This is a genomic window from Actinoplanes sp. NBRC 103695, from assembly GCF_030269485.1.
Lineage (GTDB): Bacteria > Actinomycetota > Actinomycetes > Mycobacteriales > Micromonosporaceae > Actinoplanes.
This window is the reverse complement of the sequence record NZ_BSTL01000018.1, coordinates 161,405-177,328: the sequence shown is the minus strand read 5'-3', so window position 1 is coordinate 177,328 and position 15,924 is coordinate 161,405. Positions and strand designations below refer to the sequence as shown.

At 71.6% G+C, this 15,924-nt stretch carries 13 protein-coding genes; 4 read left to right on the top strand and 9 right to left on the bottom strand.

The window, feature by feature from the left end:
• Positions 1-38 precede the first annotated feature (38 nt).
• Entirely contained in the window at positions 39-1,196 is a 1,158-nt protein-coding gene (locus QSK31_RS30770; protein ID WP_285688065.1) for an NAD(P)-dependent malic enzyme, read from the top strand.
• Between the two features lie 10 nt (positions 1,197-1,206).
• Positions 1,207-2,157 (top strand): zinc-binding dehydrogenase, encoded by a 951-nt coding sequence (locus QSK31_RS30765; RefSeq protein WP_285688027.1) that lies wholly within the window; start codon positions 1,207-1,209, stop codon positions 2,155-2,157.
• Between the two features lie 205 nt (positions 2,158-2,362).
• On the opposite strand, the gene QSK31_RS30760 is transcribed toward QSK31_RS30765, so the two are convergent.
• Both QSK31_RS30760 and QSK31_RS30755 read right to left on the bottom strand, forming a co-directional pair.
• On the bottom strand, positions 2,363-3,292 hold the full coding sequence (locus tag QSK31_RS30760; protein WP_285688026.1) for an alpha/beta hydrolase family protein: 930 nt from the start codon (positions 3,290-3,292) through the stop codon (positions 2,363-2,365).
• Positions 3,293-3,432: 140 nt separating this feature from the next.
• On the bottom strand, positions 3,433-4,335 hold the full coding sequence (locus QSK31_RS30755) for an alpha/beta hydrolase family protein (RefSeq protein ID WP_285688025.1): 903 nt from the start codon (positions 4,333-4,335) through the stop codon (positions 3,433-3,435).
• Between the two features lie 119 nt (positions 4,336-4,454).
• Between QSK31_RS30755 and QSK31_RS30750 the strand changes: the two genes are divergently transcribed.
• Together QSK31_RS30750 and QSK31_RS30745 are read left to right on the top strand one after the other, a co-directional pair.
• Positions 4,455-4,622: a hypothetical protein gene (locus QSK31_RS30750; protein WP_285688024.1), complete on the top strand. Its 168-nt coding sequence runs from the start codon at positions 4,455-4,457 to the stop codon at positions 4,620-4,622.
• Positions 4,623-4,700: 78 nt separating this feature from the next.
• The gene (locus tag QSK31_RS30745; RefSeq protein ID WP_285688022.1) at positions 4,701-6,257 is read left to right on the top strand and encodes an FkbM family methyltransferase; all 1,557 of its coding nucleotides are present in this window, start codon (positions 4,701-4,703) and stop codon (positions 6,255-6,257) included.
• Here QSK31_RS30745 and QSK31_RS30740 read toward each other — a convergent pair.
• The 7 genes from QSK31_RS30740 to QSK31_RS30710 all read right to left on the bottom strand — a co-directional run bounded on the left by QSK31_RS30740 (position 6,174) and on the right by QSK31_RS30710 (position 15,867).
• Positions 6,174-7,283: an acetate/propionate family kinase gene (locus tag QSK31_RS30740; RefSeq protein WP_285688021.1), complete on the bottom strand. Its 1,110-nt coding sequence runs from the start codon at positions 7,281-7,283 to the stop codon at positions 6,174-6,176. The two genes, QSK31_RS30745 and QSK31_RS30740, sit on opposite strands and share 84 nt — an antisense overlap.
• Positions 7,284-7,367: 84 nt before the next feature.
• On the bottom strand, positions 7,368-9,437 hold the full coding sequence (pta, locus tag QSK31_RS30735; protein WP_285688020.1) for a phosphate acetyltransferase: 2,070 nt from the start codon (positions 9,435-9,437) through the stop codon (positions 7,368-7,370).
• 19 nt (positions 9,438-9,456) lie between these two features.
• Positions 9,457-10,584, bottom strand: coding sequence for a hypothetical protein (locus tag QSK31_RS30730; protein WP_285688019.1), 1,128 nt, complete (start codon positions 10,582-10,584; stop codon positions 9,457-9,459).
• On the bottom strand, positions 10,581-11,090 hold the full coding sequence (locus QSK31_RS30725; RefSeq protein WP_285688018.1) for a SigE family RNA polymerase sigma factor: 510 nt from the start codon (positions 11,088-11,090) through the stop codon (positions 10,581-10,583). Before QSK31_RS30725 ends, QSK31_RS30730 begins: the two co-directional genes overlap by 4 nt.
• A gap of 53 nt (positions 11,091-11,143) precedes the next feature.
• The gene (locus QSK31_RS30720) at positions 11,144-11,866 is read right to left on the bottom strand and encodes an AAA family ATPase (protein ID WP_285688016.1); all 723 of its coding nucleotides are present in this window, start codon (positions 11,864-11,866) and stop codon (positions 11,144-11,146) included.
• Positions 11,856-12,035, bottom strand: coding sequence for a DUF6104 family protein (locus tag QSK31_RS30715; RefSeq protein ID WP_285688015.1), 180 nt, complete (start codon positions 12,033-12,035; stop codon positions 11,856-11,858). Before QSK31_RS30715 ends, QSK31_RS30720 begins: the two co-directional genes overlap by 11 nt.
• Positions 12,036-12,141: 106 nt before the next feature.
• Positions 12,142-15,867, bottom strand: a complete 3,726-nt coding sequence (locus tag QSK31_RS30710) for a multifunctional oxoglutarate decarboxylase/oxoglutarate dehydrogenase thiamine pyrophosphate-binding subunit/dihydrolipoyllysine-residue succinyltransferase subunit (protein ID WP_285688063.1) — start codon at positions 15,865-15,867, stop codon at positions 12,142-12,144.
• Positions 15,868-15,924: the final 57 nt, after the last annotated feature.

The following is a 15,924-nucleotide window of genomic DNA, read 5'->3' as shown; positions in this document are numbered from 1 at the left end:
CCGCCGATCCCGTCTTCGAGCTGCACCAGTACGGCAAGATGGCGATCGCGGCGACGGTCCCGCTGGCCAGCCGCGACGACCTGTCACTGGCGTACACGCCGGGTGTCGCCCGGGTGTGCGAGGCGATCGCCGCCGACCCGGCCCTGGCCGACGACTACACCTGGACCGGCAACACCGTCGCCGTGGTCACCGACGGCACGGCCGTGCTGGGCCTGGGCAACATCGGCCCGCGCGCCGCGATGCCCGTGATGGAGGGCAAGGCGGTGCTGTTCAAGCAGTTCGGCGGCGTCGACGCGGTGCCGATCTGCCTGGACACCCAGGACGTCGACGAGCTGATCGCCGTGGTCAAGGCCCTGGCGCCGTCGTTCGGCGGGATCAACCTCGAGGACATCAGCGCGCCCCGCTGCTTCGAGATCGAGCGGCGGCTGGACGCGGCGCTGGACATCCCGGTCTTCCACGACGACCAGCACGGCACCGCGGTCGTGGTGCTCGCCGCGCTGCGCAACGCCACCAAGCTGCTCGGGCGGAGCTTCGCCGACCTGCGCGTGGTGATCAGCGGCGCGGGCGCGGCCGGCGTGGCCATCGCCAAGGTGCTGGTGGCGGCCGGGGTGCCGGGGGCGAACCTGATCGTCTGCGACTCGCGCGGCATCGTGCACGCGGAGCGTACGGATCTGAACCCGGCCAAGGCCGAGCTGGCCGCCCTGACCAACTTCTCCGGGCGCAGCGGCGGCATCGGCGAGGCCCTGATCGGCGCCGACGTGCTGATCGGCGTCTCCGGCGGGACCATCGGCGAGGAGGCGCTGGCCGGCATGTCCCGCGGCGGCATCATCTTCGGCCTGGCCAACCCCACGCCCGAGGTGCTGCCGCACGTCGCCCACAAGTACGCGGCCATCGTGGCCACCGGGCGCAGCGACTTCCCCAACCAGATCAACAACGTGCTGGCCTTCCCGGGCATCTTCCGGGGTGCGCTGGACGCCCGGGCGACCACGGTCACCGAGGGCATGAAGGTGGCCGCGGCCGAGGCGATCGCCGAGGTGGTCGCCGACGAGCTGCGGCCGGACGCGATCGTGCCGTCGCCGCTCGACCCGCGGGTGGCTCCGGCGGTGGCGGCAGCGGTCGCGGCGGCCGCTGAGCGTGACGGCGTGGCCCGCCGGTTGTCCACAGGCATCGAGCAGGTCGCCGCCCAACCGGTCTAAGTTCAAAGGCATGCGAGCTGCGTACGCCACGAAGGCGAATCCCGAGGACCCGTTGTCCGCGCTGACCGTCGGCGACCTGCCGGAGGCCACGCCGCCGGACGGGTGGGTGACCGTCGACGTGCGGGCCAGCTCGCTCAACCACCACGACATCTGGTCGCTGCGCGGCGTCGGCCTGCCCGCCGACCGGCTCCCGATGGTGCTGGGCTGCGACGCGGCCGGCGTCGACCCGAGCGGCAACGAGGTGGTGATCCACGCCGTCGTCCCCGACGCGGCCGACCCGCGCGCCATCTCGCTGCTCTCCGAGCACTTCCCGGGCACGCTGGCCGAGCGAGTGTCGGTGCCGGCGGCCAACCTGCTGCCCAAGCCGGCCGGGCTGACCTTCCTCGAGGCGGCCTGCCTGCCGACCGCCTGGCTCACCGCGTGGAGCATGCTCACCGCGCGGGGCCGGGTGGCCGACGCCGAGGCGGTGCTGGTGCAGGGCGCCGGTGGTGGGGTCGCGACCGCGGCGGTGGTCCTCGCGGTGGCGCTGGGCAAGCGGGTCTATGCGACCAGTCGCGAGGAGTGGAAACGCGAGCGGGTGACGGCGCTCGGTGCGACCGCCGTCGAGCCCGGCGGGCGGCTGCCGGAGCGGGTCGACGTGGTGATCGAGTCGGTCGGCTCGCCCACCTTCGAGCACTCGATGAAGAGCTCGAAACCGGAGGCGCGCATCGTGGTCTGCGGGGCGACCGGCGGCCACCAGGCCACGGTCGACCTACGCCGGGTGTTCGCCATGCGCCTGGAGATCCTGGGCGCGACGATGGGCACGGCGGACGACCTGCGGTCGCTGCTGGCGTTCCTCGCCGAGCAGGACGTGCGGCCGGTGGTCGACGCGACCTACGGCTTCACCGAGGCGGCCGAGGCCTTCGAGCACCTGCACTCCGGCAAGGTCTTCGGCAAGGTCGTCCTCGACCACACGCGCTGAGGTCGTCGTCCTTGACCCGCGCGCGTTGTCGGCCCGCGCGTTGTCGGCCCGTGCGTTGTTGACCCACGCGGTTGACCCACGCGTGTTGGTGACCCACGCGCGTTGTTGACCCACGCGCGTTGTTGACCTGCGCGCGTTGTTGACCTGCGCGTCCTTGACCCGCGCGCCGTGTCGGCCCGTGCGTCTTGACCTGAGAGCGCCGGGGTCAGAGGCGGTCGGTCAGGGTGGCCAGGCCGCCCTTGGTCGCGTCCTTCTCGAGGCGGCCGCGGGCGGTCGCGTCGCCGTAGAGGGCGTAGCGCAGGAAGTCGGTCGTCGTGGCGATCACCGGGGGGAACTCCTTGGTGATCGCGACGTGGCCGCCCTCGGTGACGGTGAGCAGGGCCTTCGGCCAGCGCACGGCGTCGAAGGCCGCCTTGCCGTCCTTGAAGGGCACGGTCTTGTCGAGCTTGCCGTGCACGAAGAGGGTCGGCACCGCGTCGCCCTGGAAGGGGATCGGCAGGACCTGGCGGCCGGAGAGCACGACGGCCGCGGTGAGGCGGTCGTCGCGGTTGGCGCTGAGCAGGCCGATGGTGGTGATGCCCCCGGCGGAGTGGCCGGCGGCGGCGATCCGGGTGGGGTCGATCAGGTCGCCGTGCTTCTTCCCGTAGGCGAGCATCCGGGTGATCACCTCGGAGGCGTCGGCCGGCTGGTTGATCACGTCGACCGGGTCGTAGTCCCTGGCCTGGTACTTCGTGTGAGGAAACTTCGGGGCGGCCACCACGAATCCGGCCTTCGCCCAGGCTTTGAGGATCGCCGCGTAGGCCTCCGGCTCGGACGTCAGGCCGTGGCTGAAGACGACCAGCGGGAACGGCTTCTCGCCCTCGGTCGGATACCAGACGGTCGTCGGAAGGGGGCGGTCCTTGCCGCGCGCGAAGTCGAGCTCGCGCGAGGTGATCGGGAGCTCGGCCGTCGGGGCAGTGCCCGATCTATCCGACTTGTCGGGGGGCGGCGGGGCGGTGGCGCCCGGCGCGGTCGTGCCCGGGACGATCGTGCTCTGGGCAGCTGTGTCCGGGGCAGTGGTCTCTCGGCTCCCTGAGGAGCAGCCGGCGACCAGGGCGACGATCACGGTCAGGGCGAGCAGGAAACGCTGGGGCACCCGGCCCATTGTGCCCGGCCGACTCGCCCGATGACGGCGGCGCGGTCGTGCCCGGTCGGGTCGTTGCGGCGGCGGCGCGGGTCAGGTCAGGCGGCGAGCCGGCGGGCGAAGGCCGGGATGACGATCGCGGCGGCGCGGGGTCAGGTCGGGTCGAACTGCTGGAGGGTTCTGCGGAGGAAGCTGGTCACCTCGCGGTCCATGTCGGCGTAGCCGGGCTTGTCCGGGCGCATGAACGCCGCGTGCGTCGCCCCCCGCAGCGCCACGAAGGTCTTCGGCCAGGGCGTCTGGTCGTACGCGGCACGCCCGTCGCCGATCGGGATGACCTTGTCGTTGTCGGCGTGCAGGAACAGCAGCCGGGCCGGCGGGCCGCCGAACCTCCCGGGCGCCATCCACCCGGCGATCACCACGCCGGCCACCAGCCGCGGGTCGTGGCCCGCACGGAACAGCCCGGTCGTGGTGAAACCGCCGGCCGAGTGGCCCACCGCCGCGATGCGGGTCGTGTTGATGTGCCCGGCCAGCGGGTCGCCGGTCGTGGTGTCCAGCGCGATCACCTTGCTGAGCACGAAGGCCGCGTCGGCCGGCTGGTTGACCATGTCCCGGCGGACGTACGGGTCCGCCTTGCCGTTGGTGAACGGGTAGGCCGGCAGCGCCACCACGAAGCCCGCCGACGCCCAGCTCGCGGCGGCCGGGGTGTAGCCCTCCGGGGAACCGTGCAGGCCGTGGCTGAAGAGCACCAGCGGGTAGCTGCCGGTACGTGGCGCGGCGCCGGCCTGGGGCGTGATCCGGGCGGGCGCGGGGCAGGGGACCGGATTGCCGGGTGCGTTCACGGCCGGAAAGAGCAGGAGGGTGCGCAGCGGGCGATTGCCGCGGTGCCAGGTGACCTCCCGGACACCCACCGGAACACGCCCGGGTGCGGTCGCGTCCGGTTGCGCTGCCATGGTCGATGAGATCGGGGACGCCTGCGCCGACCCGGGCGGGGCGTCGGCGCAGGCGTTGAGCCCCAGAACTGCACAGAGTGCCGCGGTGATCACCATCCGTCCCATGACTCGACGGTAAGCCGACACGCCCACGAAGGGGGGAATATCCGCCGCATATGTCCGGACGTCCCGTACGGACGCCGAGGTCGTGACGCCGGATGCGCAGCTTCGCTAGGGTGTCGCGCATGCCTGACGAGACCATTGATCCCAGTGGCAACACCGAGGCGTTCCGCGCCTTCACCAACACCCCGCAGGAGCCGGAGCAGCCCGCCGCCTCCAAGCTCCCGCTGATCCTCGGCGGCGTCGTGCTGCTCGCCGCCGTGATCGCCCTCATCCTCTGGCTCGCGCTGTAGGACACGCCCTGAACCGGTAACCCCCGGCCCACCTCAGCGGTTGATGGAGCGTCGACCCCCTGAGAGGACCTTCGCTCCATGCTCGTACGTGACCTGTTTTCCCTGTTCACGGGCGTGGAACGGATCGTCGACGCGACGGCCGGCCCGGAGGACCTGCGGCGGCACCTGATGGTGCCGGACGCTGTGCCGTTCGCCACTGCCGACGCCGAGGTCACGCCGGGCACCCTGGTGCTCTGCTCGACCGGCCCCGGCCTGGGCGACCTGCTGCGGGCGCTTCCCCTGGGTACGGAGGCGCTCATCCTGTGCGGGGACGCCGTCTCGCGCCGGGAGGTGCTGGAGGAGTTGAACCTCGGGCTCGCCCGGCTGAGCCATGCGCTGCCCGTCGACCACTCCGGCCGGTACGGCATCCGGACCGCGCTGATCGCCGAGCGGGTGGCGGAGGTCGAGTCGGAGGTGCCCGGCGCCGACACCGTCGCCACCCGGCTCTGGATCGCCAATCAGCTCGTCCTCGGTGACCTGGTCACCCTCCCGCTGCGGGACCGCGCGCAGGCGCTCGGCGACCGGGCCACCCGGCTGGCCGCCGATCTCGCCGCCGCGCGGGCGGAGGCCGCGGCGGCGCGGACGAAACTGGCCCGGGCCCGGAAGCGGATGTCGGCGGTGGAGGGTTCGGCCTCGTACCGCCTGACCCGGGCCCTCGTCGACGGCGTGAAGCACCCCCGCGAGGTGCCGCGGAACGTGGCCGCGATCTGGCGGGACCGCCGGCGCACCCCGGCACCGGCTCGGCCGGTTGCAGGCCACCGGACGGTGCCGATCCCGCTGCCGGTGACGCCGCCGCGGACACTGACGATGACCGCGCCGGCCGATCTGCTGGTGCCGCGCAAGCTGGCCGAGCATGGTCTGGCCGGGTACGAGTCGTCGGCCGTCCCATGCTTCCTCGCGGCGATCGGCGCGGCCGGGCCGGGTGCCGTGCTCGACATCGGCGCCAACGTCGGCCTGTACGCCGCGCTGGCGGCCGGGGTGACCGGCCGGGACACGGTGGCGTTCGAACCCTTCCCGGTCCTCGCCGAGGTGGTCGAGCGGGTCGCCGCCGACAACGACCTGACCATCCGGGTCGAGTCGATCGCGCTGAGCGACCACTGCGGGCAGGCGACCTTCTACCTGTCGGACTCCTCGGACAGCTCCAACTCGCTGGCGGCCGGTTTCCGCGAGTCGACCCGGCAGATCGAGGTCGCGGTGGAGACCCTGGACGCGTACGTCGGCCGGACCGGCATCGTCCCGGCCGTGTTGAAGATCGACACCGAGAGTACCGAGCCCGACGTCCTGCTCGGGGCGGCCGGAACGCTGCGCGAGCACCAGCCGTGGGTGTTGTGCGAGGTGCTGCACGGCCGTGGGGAGGACCGGCTGATGGAGGCGCTCGCCCCGCACGGCTACCACTGGTACCACATCACCGACGAGGTGCCGTACCGCGACGCCCGCGCCATCAAGGGCGACCCCACCTACCGGGACCTGATGTGGCTCTTCGCGCCGGAGGCGCCGGACGAGTCGTTCTGGTCAGCGGTCGCCGATTACCGCGCGCGTCTGGGTGGCGATCTCCCGCTCCTCGTCGGTGCGGGCCACACAGATCGCGACGAGTGACCCGTCGGCGGAGATGATCTCGTCGCCGGCCTCGTTGCGGGCCTCGTCCAGCGACAGGCCCAGGGTGGTCAGGCCGGCGACGGCGGCGGCACGGACCTGGGGGCTGTTCTCGCCCACGCCGCCGGTGAAGGTCACCGCGTCCACCCGGCCGAGGACGGCCGCGTAGGCGCCGACGTACTCCCGGATGCGCCGGACGTAGGCGTTGAAGGCGAGGGTGGCGGCCTCGTCGCCCTCGGCGCGGCGGCGCTGGACGGCCCGCATGTCGTTGTCGCCGGTCAGACCCAGCAGCCCGGCCTGCCGGGTGAGCGAGCGCTCGATCTCGTCCAGCGGCATGCCGGCCACCCGGTGCAGGTGGAAGATCACGGTCGGATCGAGGTCGCCGCTGCGGGTGCCCATGATCAGCCCGCCCTGCGGTGACATGCCCATCGACGTGGCGACGCTGCGGCCCGCCTCCACGGCGCAGGCGCTGGCGCCGTTCCCCAGGTGCAGGGTGATGACGTTGACCTCGCCGGGACGCTTCCCCAGCAGCTCGGCGGTGCGCCGGGACACGTACGCGTGGGACGTGCCGTGGAACCCGTACCGCCGGATCTGCCATCGCGCCGCGAGCTCCGCGTCGATCGCCCAGGTCACGCCCTCCGGAGGGATCGTCGCGTGGAACGCGGTGTCGAAGACCGCGACCTGCGCGACCCCGGGCAGCAGCTTGCGCGCCACCGCGATCCCGGCCAGCGCGGGCGGGTTGTGCAGCGGCGCCAGCGGCACGAGCCGCTCGATCGCGGCGACCACCTCGTCGTCGATCACCGTCGGCCCGGTGAACTCGGCGCCGCCGTGCACCACCCGGTGCCCGACCGCCTGGAGATCGTCCAGGTCGAGCTCGGACATGATCGACCGCAGCGCCGACTCGTGGTCGGGCGCGTCACCGCCGTCCTCGCCGACCCGCTCGACCAGTCCCTTCGCGACGGTCTCGAGCTCGGCGGAGAACAGCCGGTACTTCACCGACGACGAGCCGGTGTTCAAGACGAGAATCATGCTGAGTTTACCTTTGTCATGCCCTCTGGCCCTCGCCTGCGACGCCGTTGTCCGCCGCCGGGCGCTGCCGCTCGGTGCAGGCGGTCATGACCCAGCCTGGATCGCTGTGATGGCCACCGTGTTGACGATGTCCTTGACGGTCGCGCCGCGGGACAGGTCGTTGACCGGGCGGCGCAGGCCCTGCATGACCGGGCCGACCGCCACCGCGTTCGCCGACCGCTGCACGGCCTTGTAGGTGTTGTTTCCGGTGTTCAGGTCCGGGAAGACGAACACCGTCGCCTGCCCGGCCACCGTGCTGCCGGGCAGCTTGGTCGCCGCCACCGCCGGGTCGATCGCCGCGTCGTACTGGATCGGGCCCTCCACCGGCAGGTCCGGCCGGCGTTCCCGGACCAGAGCGGTGGCCGCCGCGACCTTCTCCACGTCGGCGCCCGCGCCGGAGCTGCCGGTCGAGTAGGACAGCATCGCCACCCGCGGCTCGATCCCGAACGCGGCGGCGGTCTGCGCGGAGGACAGCGCGATGTCGGCCAGCTGAGCGGCGTCCGGGTCCGGGTTGACCGCGCAGTCGCCGTAGACCAGCACCCGGTCGGCCAGCAGCATGAAGAACACGCTGGACGCCACCGACACCCCGGGCACGGTCTTGATGATCTCGAAGGCGGGCCGGATCGTCGCCGCGGTGGTGTGGTTCGCCCCGGAAACCATCCCGTCGGCCAGCCCGGTCGCGACCATCATCGTCCCGAAGTAGTTCACGTCCCGCACCACGTCGTACGCCAGATCGAGGGTGACCGCCCGGTGCTTGCGCAGCTCGGCGTAGCGGGCGGCGAAGTCGTCCCGCCACTCGGAGGTCTCCGGATCGGCCAGCCGCGCCCCGCCGATCTCCACGCCCAGCTCGCGTGCCCGCCGGGTGATCTCGTCCGGGTTGCCGAGCAGGGTCAGGTCGGCCACCCCGCGGCGCAGCAGGCTCTCGGTGGCCCGCAGGATGCGCTCTTCGGTGCCCTCCGGCAGGACCAGGTGGCGGCGGTCGGCGCGGGCCCGGTCGATCAGGTTGTTCTCGAACATCAGCGGGGTCACCCGCGCGGACCGGGACACCTCGAGCAGCTTGGTCAGCGCGGCGGTGTCCACATGCTTCTCGAAGGCGCCCAGCGCGGCGTCGACCTTGCGCGGGGTGGTTGCGGTCAGCTGCGCCTCGATCCGTCCGGCCGCGGCGATCGTGTGGTAGCTGTCGGTCGGCACGACCAGCATGGCCAGCCCGGTGTTCAGCCGTTCGATCACCCGGACCGCGCGCGGGTCGGGGTGCTCGCCGATGGTCAGCACCAGGCCGGCCAGCGTGACGTTACCGGCCGCGTGCGCCGCGCTGACCGCGACCAGCACGTCGGCCCGGTCGCCGGGGGTGATCACCAGCGCCCCGTCGGTCAGGTGGTCGAGCACGGCGGGCACGTGGGCGCCGCCGACCACATAGTCGAGGACGTCCCGGTCCAGCGCCGCGTCGCCACCGCTCACCACTGTCGCGTCCAGCGCGGCGGCCACCTCGCCCACGGTCGGCGCGGCCACGGCCGGCACCTCCGGCACCGCCCAGACCGGGACCGGCAGCCCCTGGGGAGCCTCGATCGAGGAGGGCACGCGGTTGGCGATCACGGCGACGACGGTCGCGCTCAGATCGACGAGCGAGTGGTACGCGCTGCGTGCGGCGGCCGTCAGCGCCTCTGAGGTGCGGTGCTCGCCACTGATCACCGGCACCACCACGCTGCCGAACTCGGTGGCCAGACGCGCGTTGAAGGCCAGTTCGCGGGGCAACTCGTCACGCCCGTCGTCGTGGTGCCCGTCGGCGAAGTCGCTGCCGATCACCACCACCGAGGCGCATCGCCGCTCGACCTCGCGGTAACGCTCGACGATCCGGCTGATCAGTTCCTCGCGCTTGCCGTCGGCGACCAGGGCGGCCGCCTCGGCGTACGTCACGCCGTAGGCCTCGTCGTAGGGCGCGACCAGCGGGTAACGCGTGGTCAGCAGGGTGAGCAGCGGGTCCGCGCCGCCCGGCACGAGCGGCCGGAACACGCCGATCCGGGCGACCTGCCGGGACAGCAGTTCGACCAGGCCGAGAGCGACCGTCCCCTTGCCCACCCCGGGTCCGAGCCCGGCGACGTACACACTGCTCGCCACCTGCTCAACCTATCGAGGATCAGTCCTCCGCGCCGATGTACGCGGTCCAGTAGTTCCCCGCGCACCGGCCGCCGGCCGACTCCCGCCAGCCGTAGATCACCTCGCCGCCCCGCGAGGTGTGCACAACGTCGCATTGGCTCCGGCGGGCGGCGATGCCGAGCTTGCCGCGTACCGGGTCCAGGAGCACGTTGCCCGCCAGGAGCACCAGGCCGTACCCGCCGATCAGCGTCGGCGTCCCGGGGTAGGGCAGCTTGGTCCGCTCGCTGCCGTCGGTGTGCTGCAGGAACCAGCCGGTGGGGTCGTGGCCGAGGCAGAACGCGGCGACACATTCGAGCTCGTCCGCGCCGGGCGGCCGGACCACGGTCCGCTCCTCGCCGGTGACCAGATGCTTGAACCGCGTGCTGTCCGCGTTGCGCGCCCACGCCGTGCCGTCGACGGTCAGTCCCTCGTAGCCGATCAGGTCCTCGATCGGACTCCTCGAGATCGTCATGCGGTGGACGAGGGGCTTCGGGAGGGTCGTGGACCAGTACACCGACCGGCCGTCGACGAAGATGCCCGCCACGCCGTTCATCGTCCGGGCCAGCCTTACCATGTGGCTGCCGTCGACCAGGGAGTAGGAGATCGCGATGCCGCCGTCGAACTGCTCGACCCGCACCACGGTGTCGTCACCGACCATGACGGTCGTCAGCACGGCACGCGCCTGCAGGTCCTTGGCCATCGGCCGATAGACCTCGGCGGCGACGTCGTAGTTCCAGAGGGTGCTGCGCGCGGCCGCGGAGCCGCGCCCGACCCGGCCCCACACCAGCAGATGGCGCTGATCGATGCGGCCCATGGCGATCGGGTCCTGGCCGTCCGGCGGTCGCGGCAGGGCGCCGGTGACGGTCGCCGCCGGCCACGTCTCGGTGATCAGGGGCAGGTTCGCCGGCAGCGGGGGGAGCTGGAACGCGTCGACGACCCGGTCGGTCGGCCGGGAGAGCACCCAGCCGCCCGCGGCCACCAGCAGGACCGCGCAGAAGGCCGCGGTGACGGTGTGCTTGCGCTGCTGCCGCCGGTGTCCGGCTTCGACTCGTTCCAGAAGATCGGCCGGGGGTACGGGCGCACGCTCGGCGATCTCCGCCATCGCGTCCCGCAGATCCGCCTCGCTCATGAGGTCACCTCCTCCAACTTCGCCACCCCGGCCGCCCGGAGCTTGTCCAGTGCCCTGGCCACCTGGCTGCGCACGGTTCCGCGGCTGATGCCGAGGACGGCGCAGATCTCCGGGTCGGACAGATGCTCGTAGTACCGGAGGACCACCACGGCGCGCTGTCCCGGCGGCAGCAGGGCGAGGGCGGCCCAGACCCGTGCGGCCTGAGCCGATCCCTCCACCCGATCGAGCTCACGGTCGACGACCGGCTCCTCAGGCAACGCCGCGCTGGGCACTTCCCGCCGCCGGCGGCGCCACCAGGACACGTGCAGCCGCGCCATGGTCGTGCGCACGTACCCGGTGGGGTCGTCCTGCCGCACCACCCGCGTCCAGCGCGAGCGCACCTTGATCAGCGCTTCCTGCACCAGATCGTCGGCGTCGTGGTGGTTGCCGGTGAGCAGGAACCCGTAGCGATAGAGCGCCGCCCCCCGATCACGGACGAAGTCCGCGAAGAGCCTGTCGTCCCCCATGAGCCCTCCTCCCGACCCAGGACGCTCGACGGGCCCGATGTGTTGCACGGCGCTTAGGGCGCGAGGAGCCTGTCCAGATAGGACGCGGGCCGCCCGAGGAACGCGCGCCAGTGCTCCACCAGCTCCAGTTCGTTCCACGCGGCGCGGCGGATCCCGTGCGCGCCCAGCTCCAAGATGGTCGCCCCGGGGAGCCCGGTGAGCAAGGGGGAATGTGTGGCGACGACGATCTGGGCGCCGGTGCTCCGCAGCCGATCAAGGTGCGCCACCAGCCGCAGCGTGGAGCTGAACGACAGCGGCGCCTCGGGCTCGTCCATCAGATAGAAGCCGTACCCGCGGAACTTGCGCTCCAGCAGCTCCAGAAAGCCCTCGCCGTGACTGCGGTCGTGCAGATCGGTGTCGACCGCCCCGCCCAGGCTTTCCAGGTAGGTGTACAGCCCGTGCATGGTCTCGGCCCGCAGAAAGTACGAGTTGACCCGCCGTCCCGGCGTCCGGACCACCCGGAGGGCGGCGCCCAGCGGCGACTCGGTGGCGCGGGTGCTGTGCATGGCCCCGCGCGAGCCGCCCTCGACGTTCAGCCCGTGGGCCTGGGCCAGCGCCTCGACCAGCGTCGACTTGCCGGAGCCGTTCTCACCGACGAGAAACGTCACTCCCGGCGGGATGTTCAGCCCGCTTTCCAGGATCGCCGCGACCGCGGGGATCCGAGCCCACCAGGCTGTGGGGTCGACCTCGACCTCGGCGTCGCGCTCGACCCGCCGAACCGGCTGATCAGTCCTCATCGTCCTCGTCGCCGCGGGCCACAAACGTCGCGAACCGCTCGATGGCGGTCTCGAACTCCGGGTTCTGATCGACGAAGGCCTGCAGCTGCGACGCCACCCACTCCAGCGAGACGGACTCCTCGCCGCGCCGCTCGACCAGCTCTTCGATCCCGCGATCCGTGAAGTACATGGCCTGAATCCTATGCATGCGACGAAACAGATTGAGTGGTAGCCCAGAGCGTATGGACGCTGCCGATACCGCTCTGGGCCACCACTGCTCTACAAGCGCAACCAAACTACGGCCGAGGCAGCGACGCCTCGATCAGAGCGTTCTGCTCGACCTCGTGCGTCTTGGCCGAACCGACCGCGGGAGCGGCGGCGGCCGGACGCGAGATGCGACGCAGCCGGACACCCTCCAGGTGCTCCAGGAGGTTGAGCGCCACGAACGACCAGGCGCCCTGGTTGGCCGGCTCCTCCTGCACCCACGCGAAGTCCTCCGCGTTCGGGTACCGGTTGAGCACCGCCTTCAGCTCCTCCACCGGCAGCGGGTAGACCTGCTCCATCCGGATCAGCGCCGTGTCGGTGATGCCGCGCTCGGCCCGCGCCTGGAACAGGTCGTAGTAGACCTTGCCCGAGCAGAGCAGGACCCGCTTGACCTCTCCGGCGTTCAGCGGCGAGCCGTTGACCCCGGCGTCGGGCATCACCGGCTGGAACGTGCCCTCGGTGAAGTCGGCGACCGACGACACCGCCAGCTTGTGCCGGAGCAGCGACTTCGGCGAGAACACCACCAGCGGCTTGCGCTTCGGCGACAGGGCCTGGCGGCGCAGCAGGTGGAAGTAGTTCGCCGGGGTCGTCGGGTTGGCCACCCGCATGTTGTCCTGCGCGCACATCTGCAGGAACCGCTCGGGACGGCCGGACGAGTGGTCCGGTCCCTGACCCTCCTGGCCGTGCGGGAGCAGCAGCACCAGCGAGGACTGCTGGCCCCACTTCACCTCGCCGGAGGAGATGAACTCGTCCACGATCGACTGGGCGCCGTTGACGAAGTCGCCGAACTGCGCCTCCCAGAGGACCAGCGCGTCCGGGTTCTCCACCGAATACCCGTACTCGAAGCCCATCGCCGCGTACTCGCTCAGCAGTGAGTCGTGCACGAAGAACCGGGCGTTGCCGGTGGTCAGCGTGCTCAGCGGCAGAAAGTCCTTGCCGGTCTTGTTGTCGACCAGCGACGCGTGCCGGGAGACGAACGTGCCGCGCCGCGAGTCCTGACCGGCCAGCCGCACGGTCACGCCCTGCGCCAGCAGCGAGCCGAACGCGACCAGCTCGCCGAAGGCCCAGTCGATGCCGCCCTCGGCGGCCATCCTGGCCCGCCGCTCGAGCAGCTGCTGGACCCGCTTGTGCGGGGTGAAGCCCTCGGGCAGGTCGATGTGCGCCTGGCCGACGGCCTGTACGGCCGCCGCGTCGACCGCGGTCGCCACCTCGGGCTCGGGCTCGTCGACGGCCGGCCGCGGACGCGACGAGGTCGTGCCCGCCGCGTCGCGGGTCGCCTTGAACACCTGCTCCAGCTGCTGCTGGTAGTCCCGCAGCTGCTCCTGCGCGTCGTCGACGGTGATGTCGCCGCGGCCGATCAGCTCCTCGGTGTAGAGCTTCCGGACGCTGCGCTTGGTGTCGATGATCTCGTACATCCGGGGGTTGGTCATCGACGGGTCGTCGCCCTCGTTGTGCCCGCGGCGGCGGTAGCAGACCAGGTCGATGACGACGTCCTTGTTGAACGCCTGGCGGTACTCGAAGGCCAGCCGGGCGACCCGGACGACGGCCTCGGGGTCGTCGCCGTTCACGTGGAAGATCGGCGCCTGGATCATCCGGGCCACGTCGGTGGAGTAGAGCGAGGAGCGGCTGTACTCCGGCGCGGTGGTGAAGCCGACCTGGTTGTTGACGACCACGTGCACGGTGCCACCGGTGCGGTAGCCGCGCAGCTGGGAGAGGTTGAGCGTCTCGGCGACCACGCCCTGCCCGGCGAACGCCGCGTCGCCGTGCACCAGGACCGGCAGCACGGTGTACCCGTGCAGGCCCAGGTCGAGGCGGTCCTGCTTGGCCCGGACGATGCCCTCGAGCACCGGGTCGACGGCCTCCAGGTGGGACGGGTTCGCGACGACGCTGACCGTGGTGGCGTGTTCGCCGTCCGGCGTCGTGTACTTCCCGGTCTGACCCAGGTGGTACTTGACGTCGCCGGAGCCGTGCGACGACTTCGGGTCCATCTGGCCCTCGAACTCGTTGAAGACCTTCTCGTACGGCTTGCCGACGATGTTGACCAGCACGTTCAGCCGGCCGCGGTGGGCCATGCCGATGACCATCTCGTCGAGCCCGCTCTCGGCCGAGGCCTTGAGCACCTCGTCCAGCAGGGGGATCAGCGATTCGCCGCCCTCCAGCGAGAACCGCTTCTGCCCGACGTACTTGGTCTGCAGGAAGGTCTCGAACGCCTCGGCCGCGTTCAGCCGGTTGAGCACGTGCTTCTGCTCGTCGGTGTCCGGCTTGGCGTACTTGATCTCGATCCGGTCCTGGATCCAGCGCCGCTCCTCAGGGCCCTGGATGTGCATGTACTCGATGCCGATCCGGCGGCAGTAGGTGTCGCGGAGCACGCCGAGCACGTCGCGCAGCTTCATCCGCTGCTTGCCGGCGAAGCCGCCGACCGGGAATATCCGGTCCAGGTCCCACAGGGTCAGCCCGTGCTGGAGAACGTCCAGGTCGGGGTGCCGGCGGATCTCGAACTCGAGCGGGTCGGTGTCGGCCATCAGGTGACCGCGTACCCGGTACGCGTGGATCAGCTCGACCACCCGCGCGGCCTTGTCGATCTGGCCCTCGGAGGTGCGGGCGACGTCGCGCACCCAGCGCACCGGCTCGTACGGGATCCGCAGTGAGGTGAAGATGTCGTCGTAGAACCCGTGCTCGCCGAGCAGCAGCTCGTGCATCACCTTGAGGAACTCGCCGGACTGCGCGCCCTGGATGACCCGGTGGTCGTACGTGCTGGTCAGCGTGGTGACCTTGCTGACGCCGTGGTCGGCCAGCGTCTCGTCGGACATGCCCGAGTACGGCGCGGGGTACTCCATCGCGCCGACGCCGACGATCGCGCTCTGCCCGGTCATCAGCCGCGGGATGGAGTGGACCGTGCCGATGCCGCCCGGGTTGGTCAGCGAGATCGTGGTGCCCGCGTAGTCGTCCATGGTCAGCTCGTTGCGCCGGGCCCGCCGGACGACGTCCTCGTACGCCTGCCAGAACCCGCGGAAGTCGAGCTTCTCGCAGTTCTTGATCGACGGCACGACCAGCGTCCGGGAGCCGTCCTTCTTCTTCATGTCGATCGCGATGCCGAGGTTGATGTGCTCGGGCTGCACGAGGGCCGGCTTGCCGTCCACCTCGGCGAACGAGTTGTTCATCTCCGGGTGCTCGCGAACCGCGCGGACCAGCGCCCAGCCGATCAGGTGGGTGAAGCTGACCTTGCCACCGCGCCCCCGGGCCAGGTGGTTGTTGACCACGATGCGGTTGTCGACCATCAGCTTGGCCGGGACGGCGCGCACCGAGGTCGCGGTGGGCACCCCGAGGGAGGCGTCCATGTTCTGCACGATGCGGGCGGCGACGCCGCGCAGCGTGGTGACGGTCGCGCCCTCCGGTGCCTTGCCGTTCGACGCGGCCTTGGCGGCGGGCTTGGCCTCCTGGGCGGGGGCCGGCTTGGGTGCGGGCTTCGCCTGCGGCGCCGACGGTACGGTCGGCTTCTCCGGCGCCACGGTCCCGGCCGCCGGGGCGTCGGTGCCGGCCTTGGCCGCCGAGGCCTTGGCGTTCGCGGCGGTCGCCTCGTCCGGCGTCACGATCGAACCCGTGGCCATCGCCGGCTTGTAGTCGGCGAAGAAATCGTGCCATGCGGGGTCGACGCTGGCCGGGTCGGCCAGGTAGCGCTGGTACATCTCGTCGACGATCCACTCGTTGGGACCGAAGTCCGCGAGCGGATTGTCATGCGAAGTCTGCTGGGTCGACACTTCCGTGTTCGCCTCTTTCACCGTTTCAGCACGCGTGACGCTGGTCGCCACGGGGAC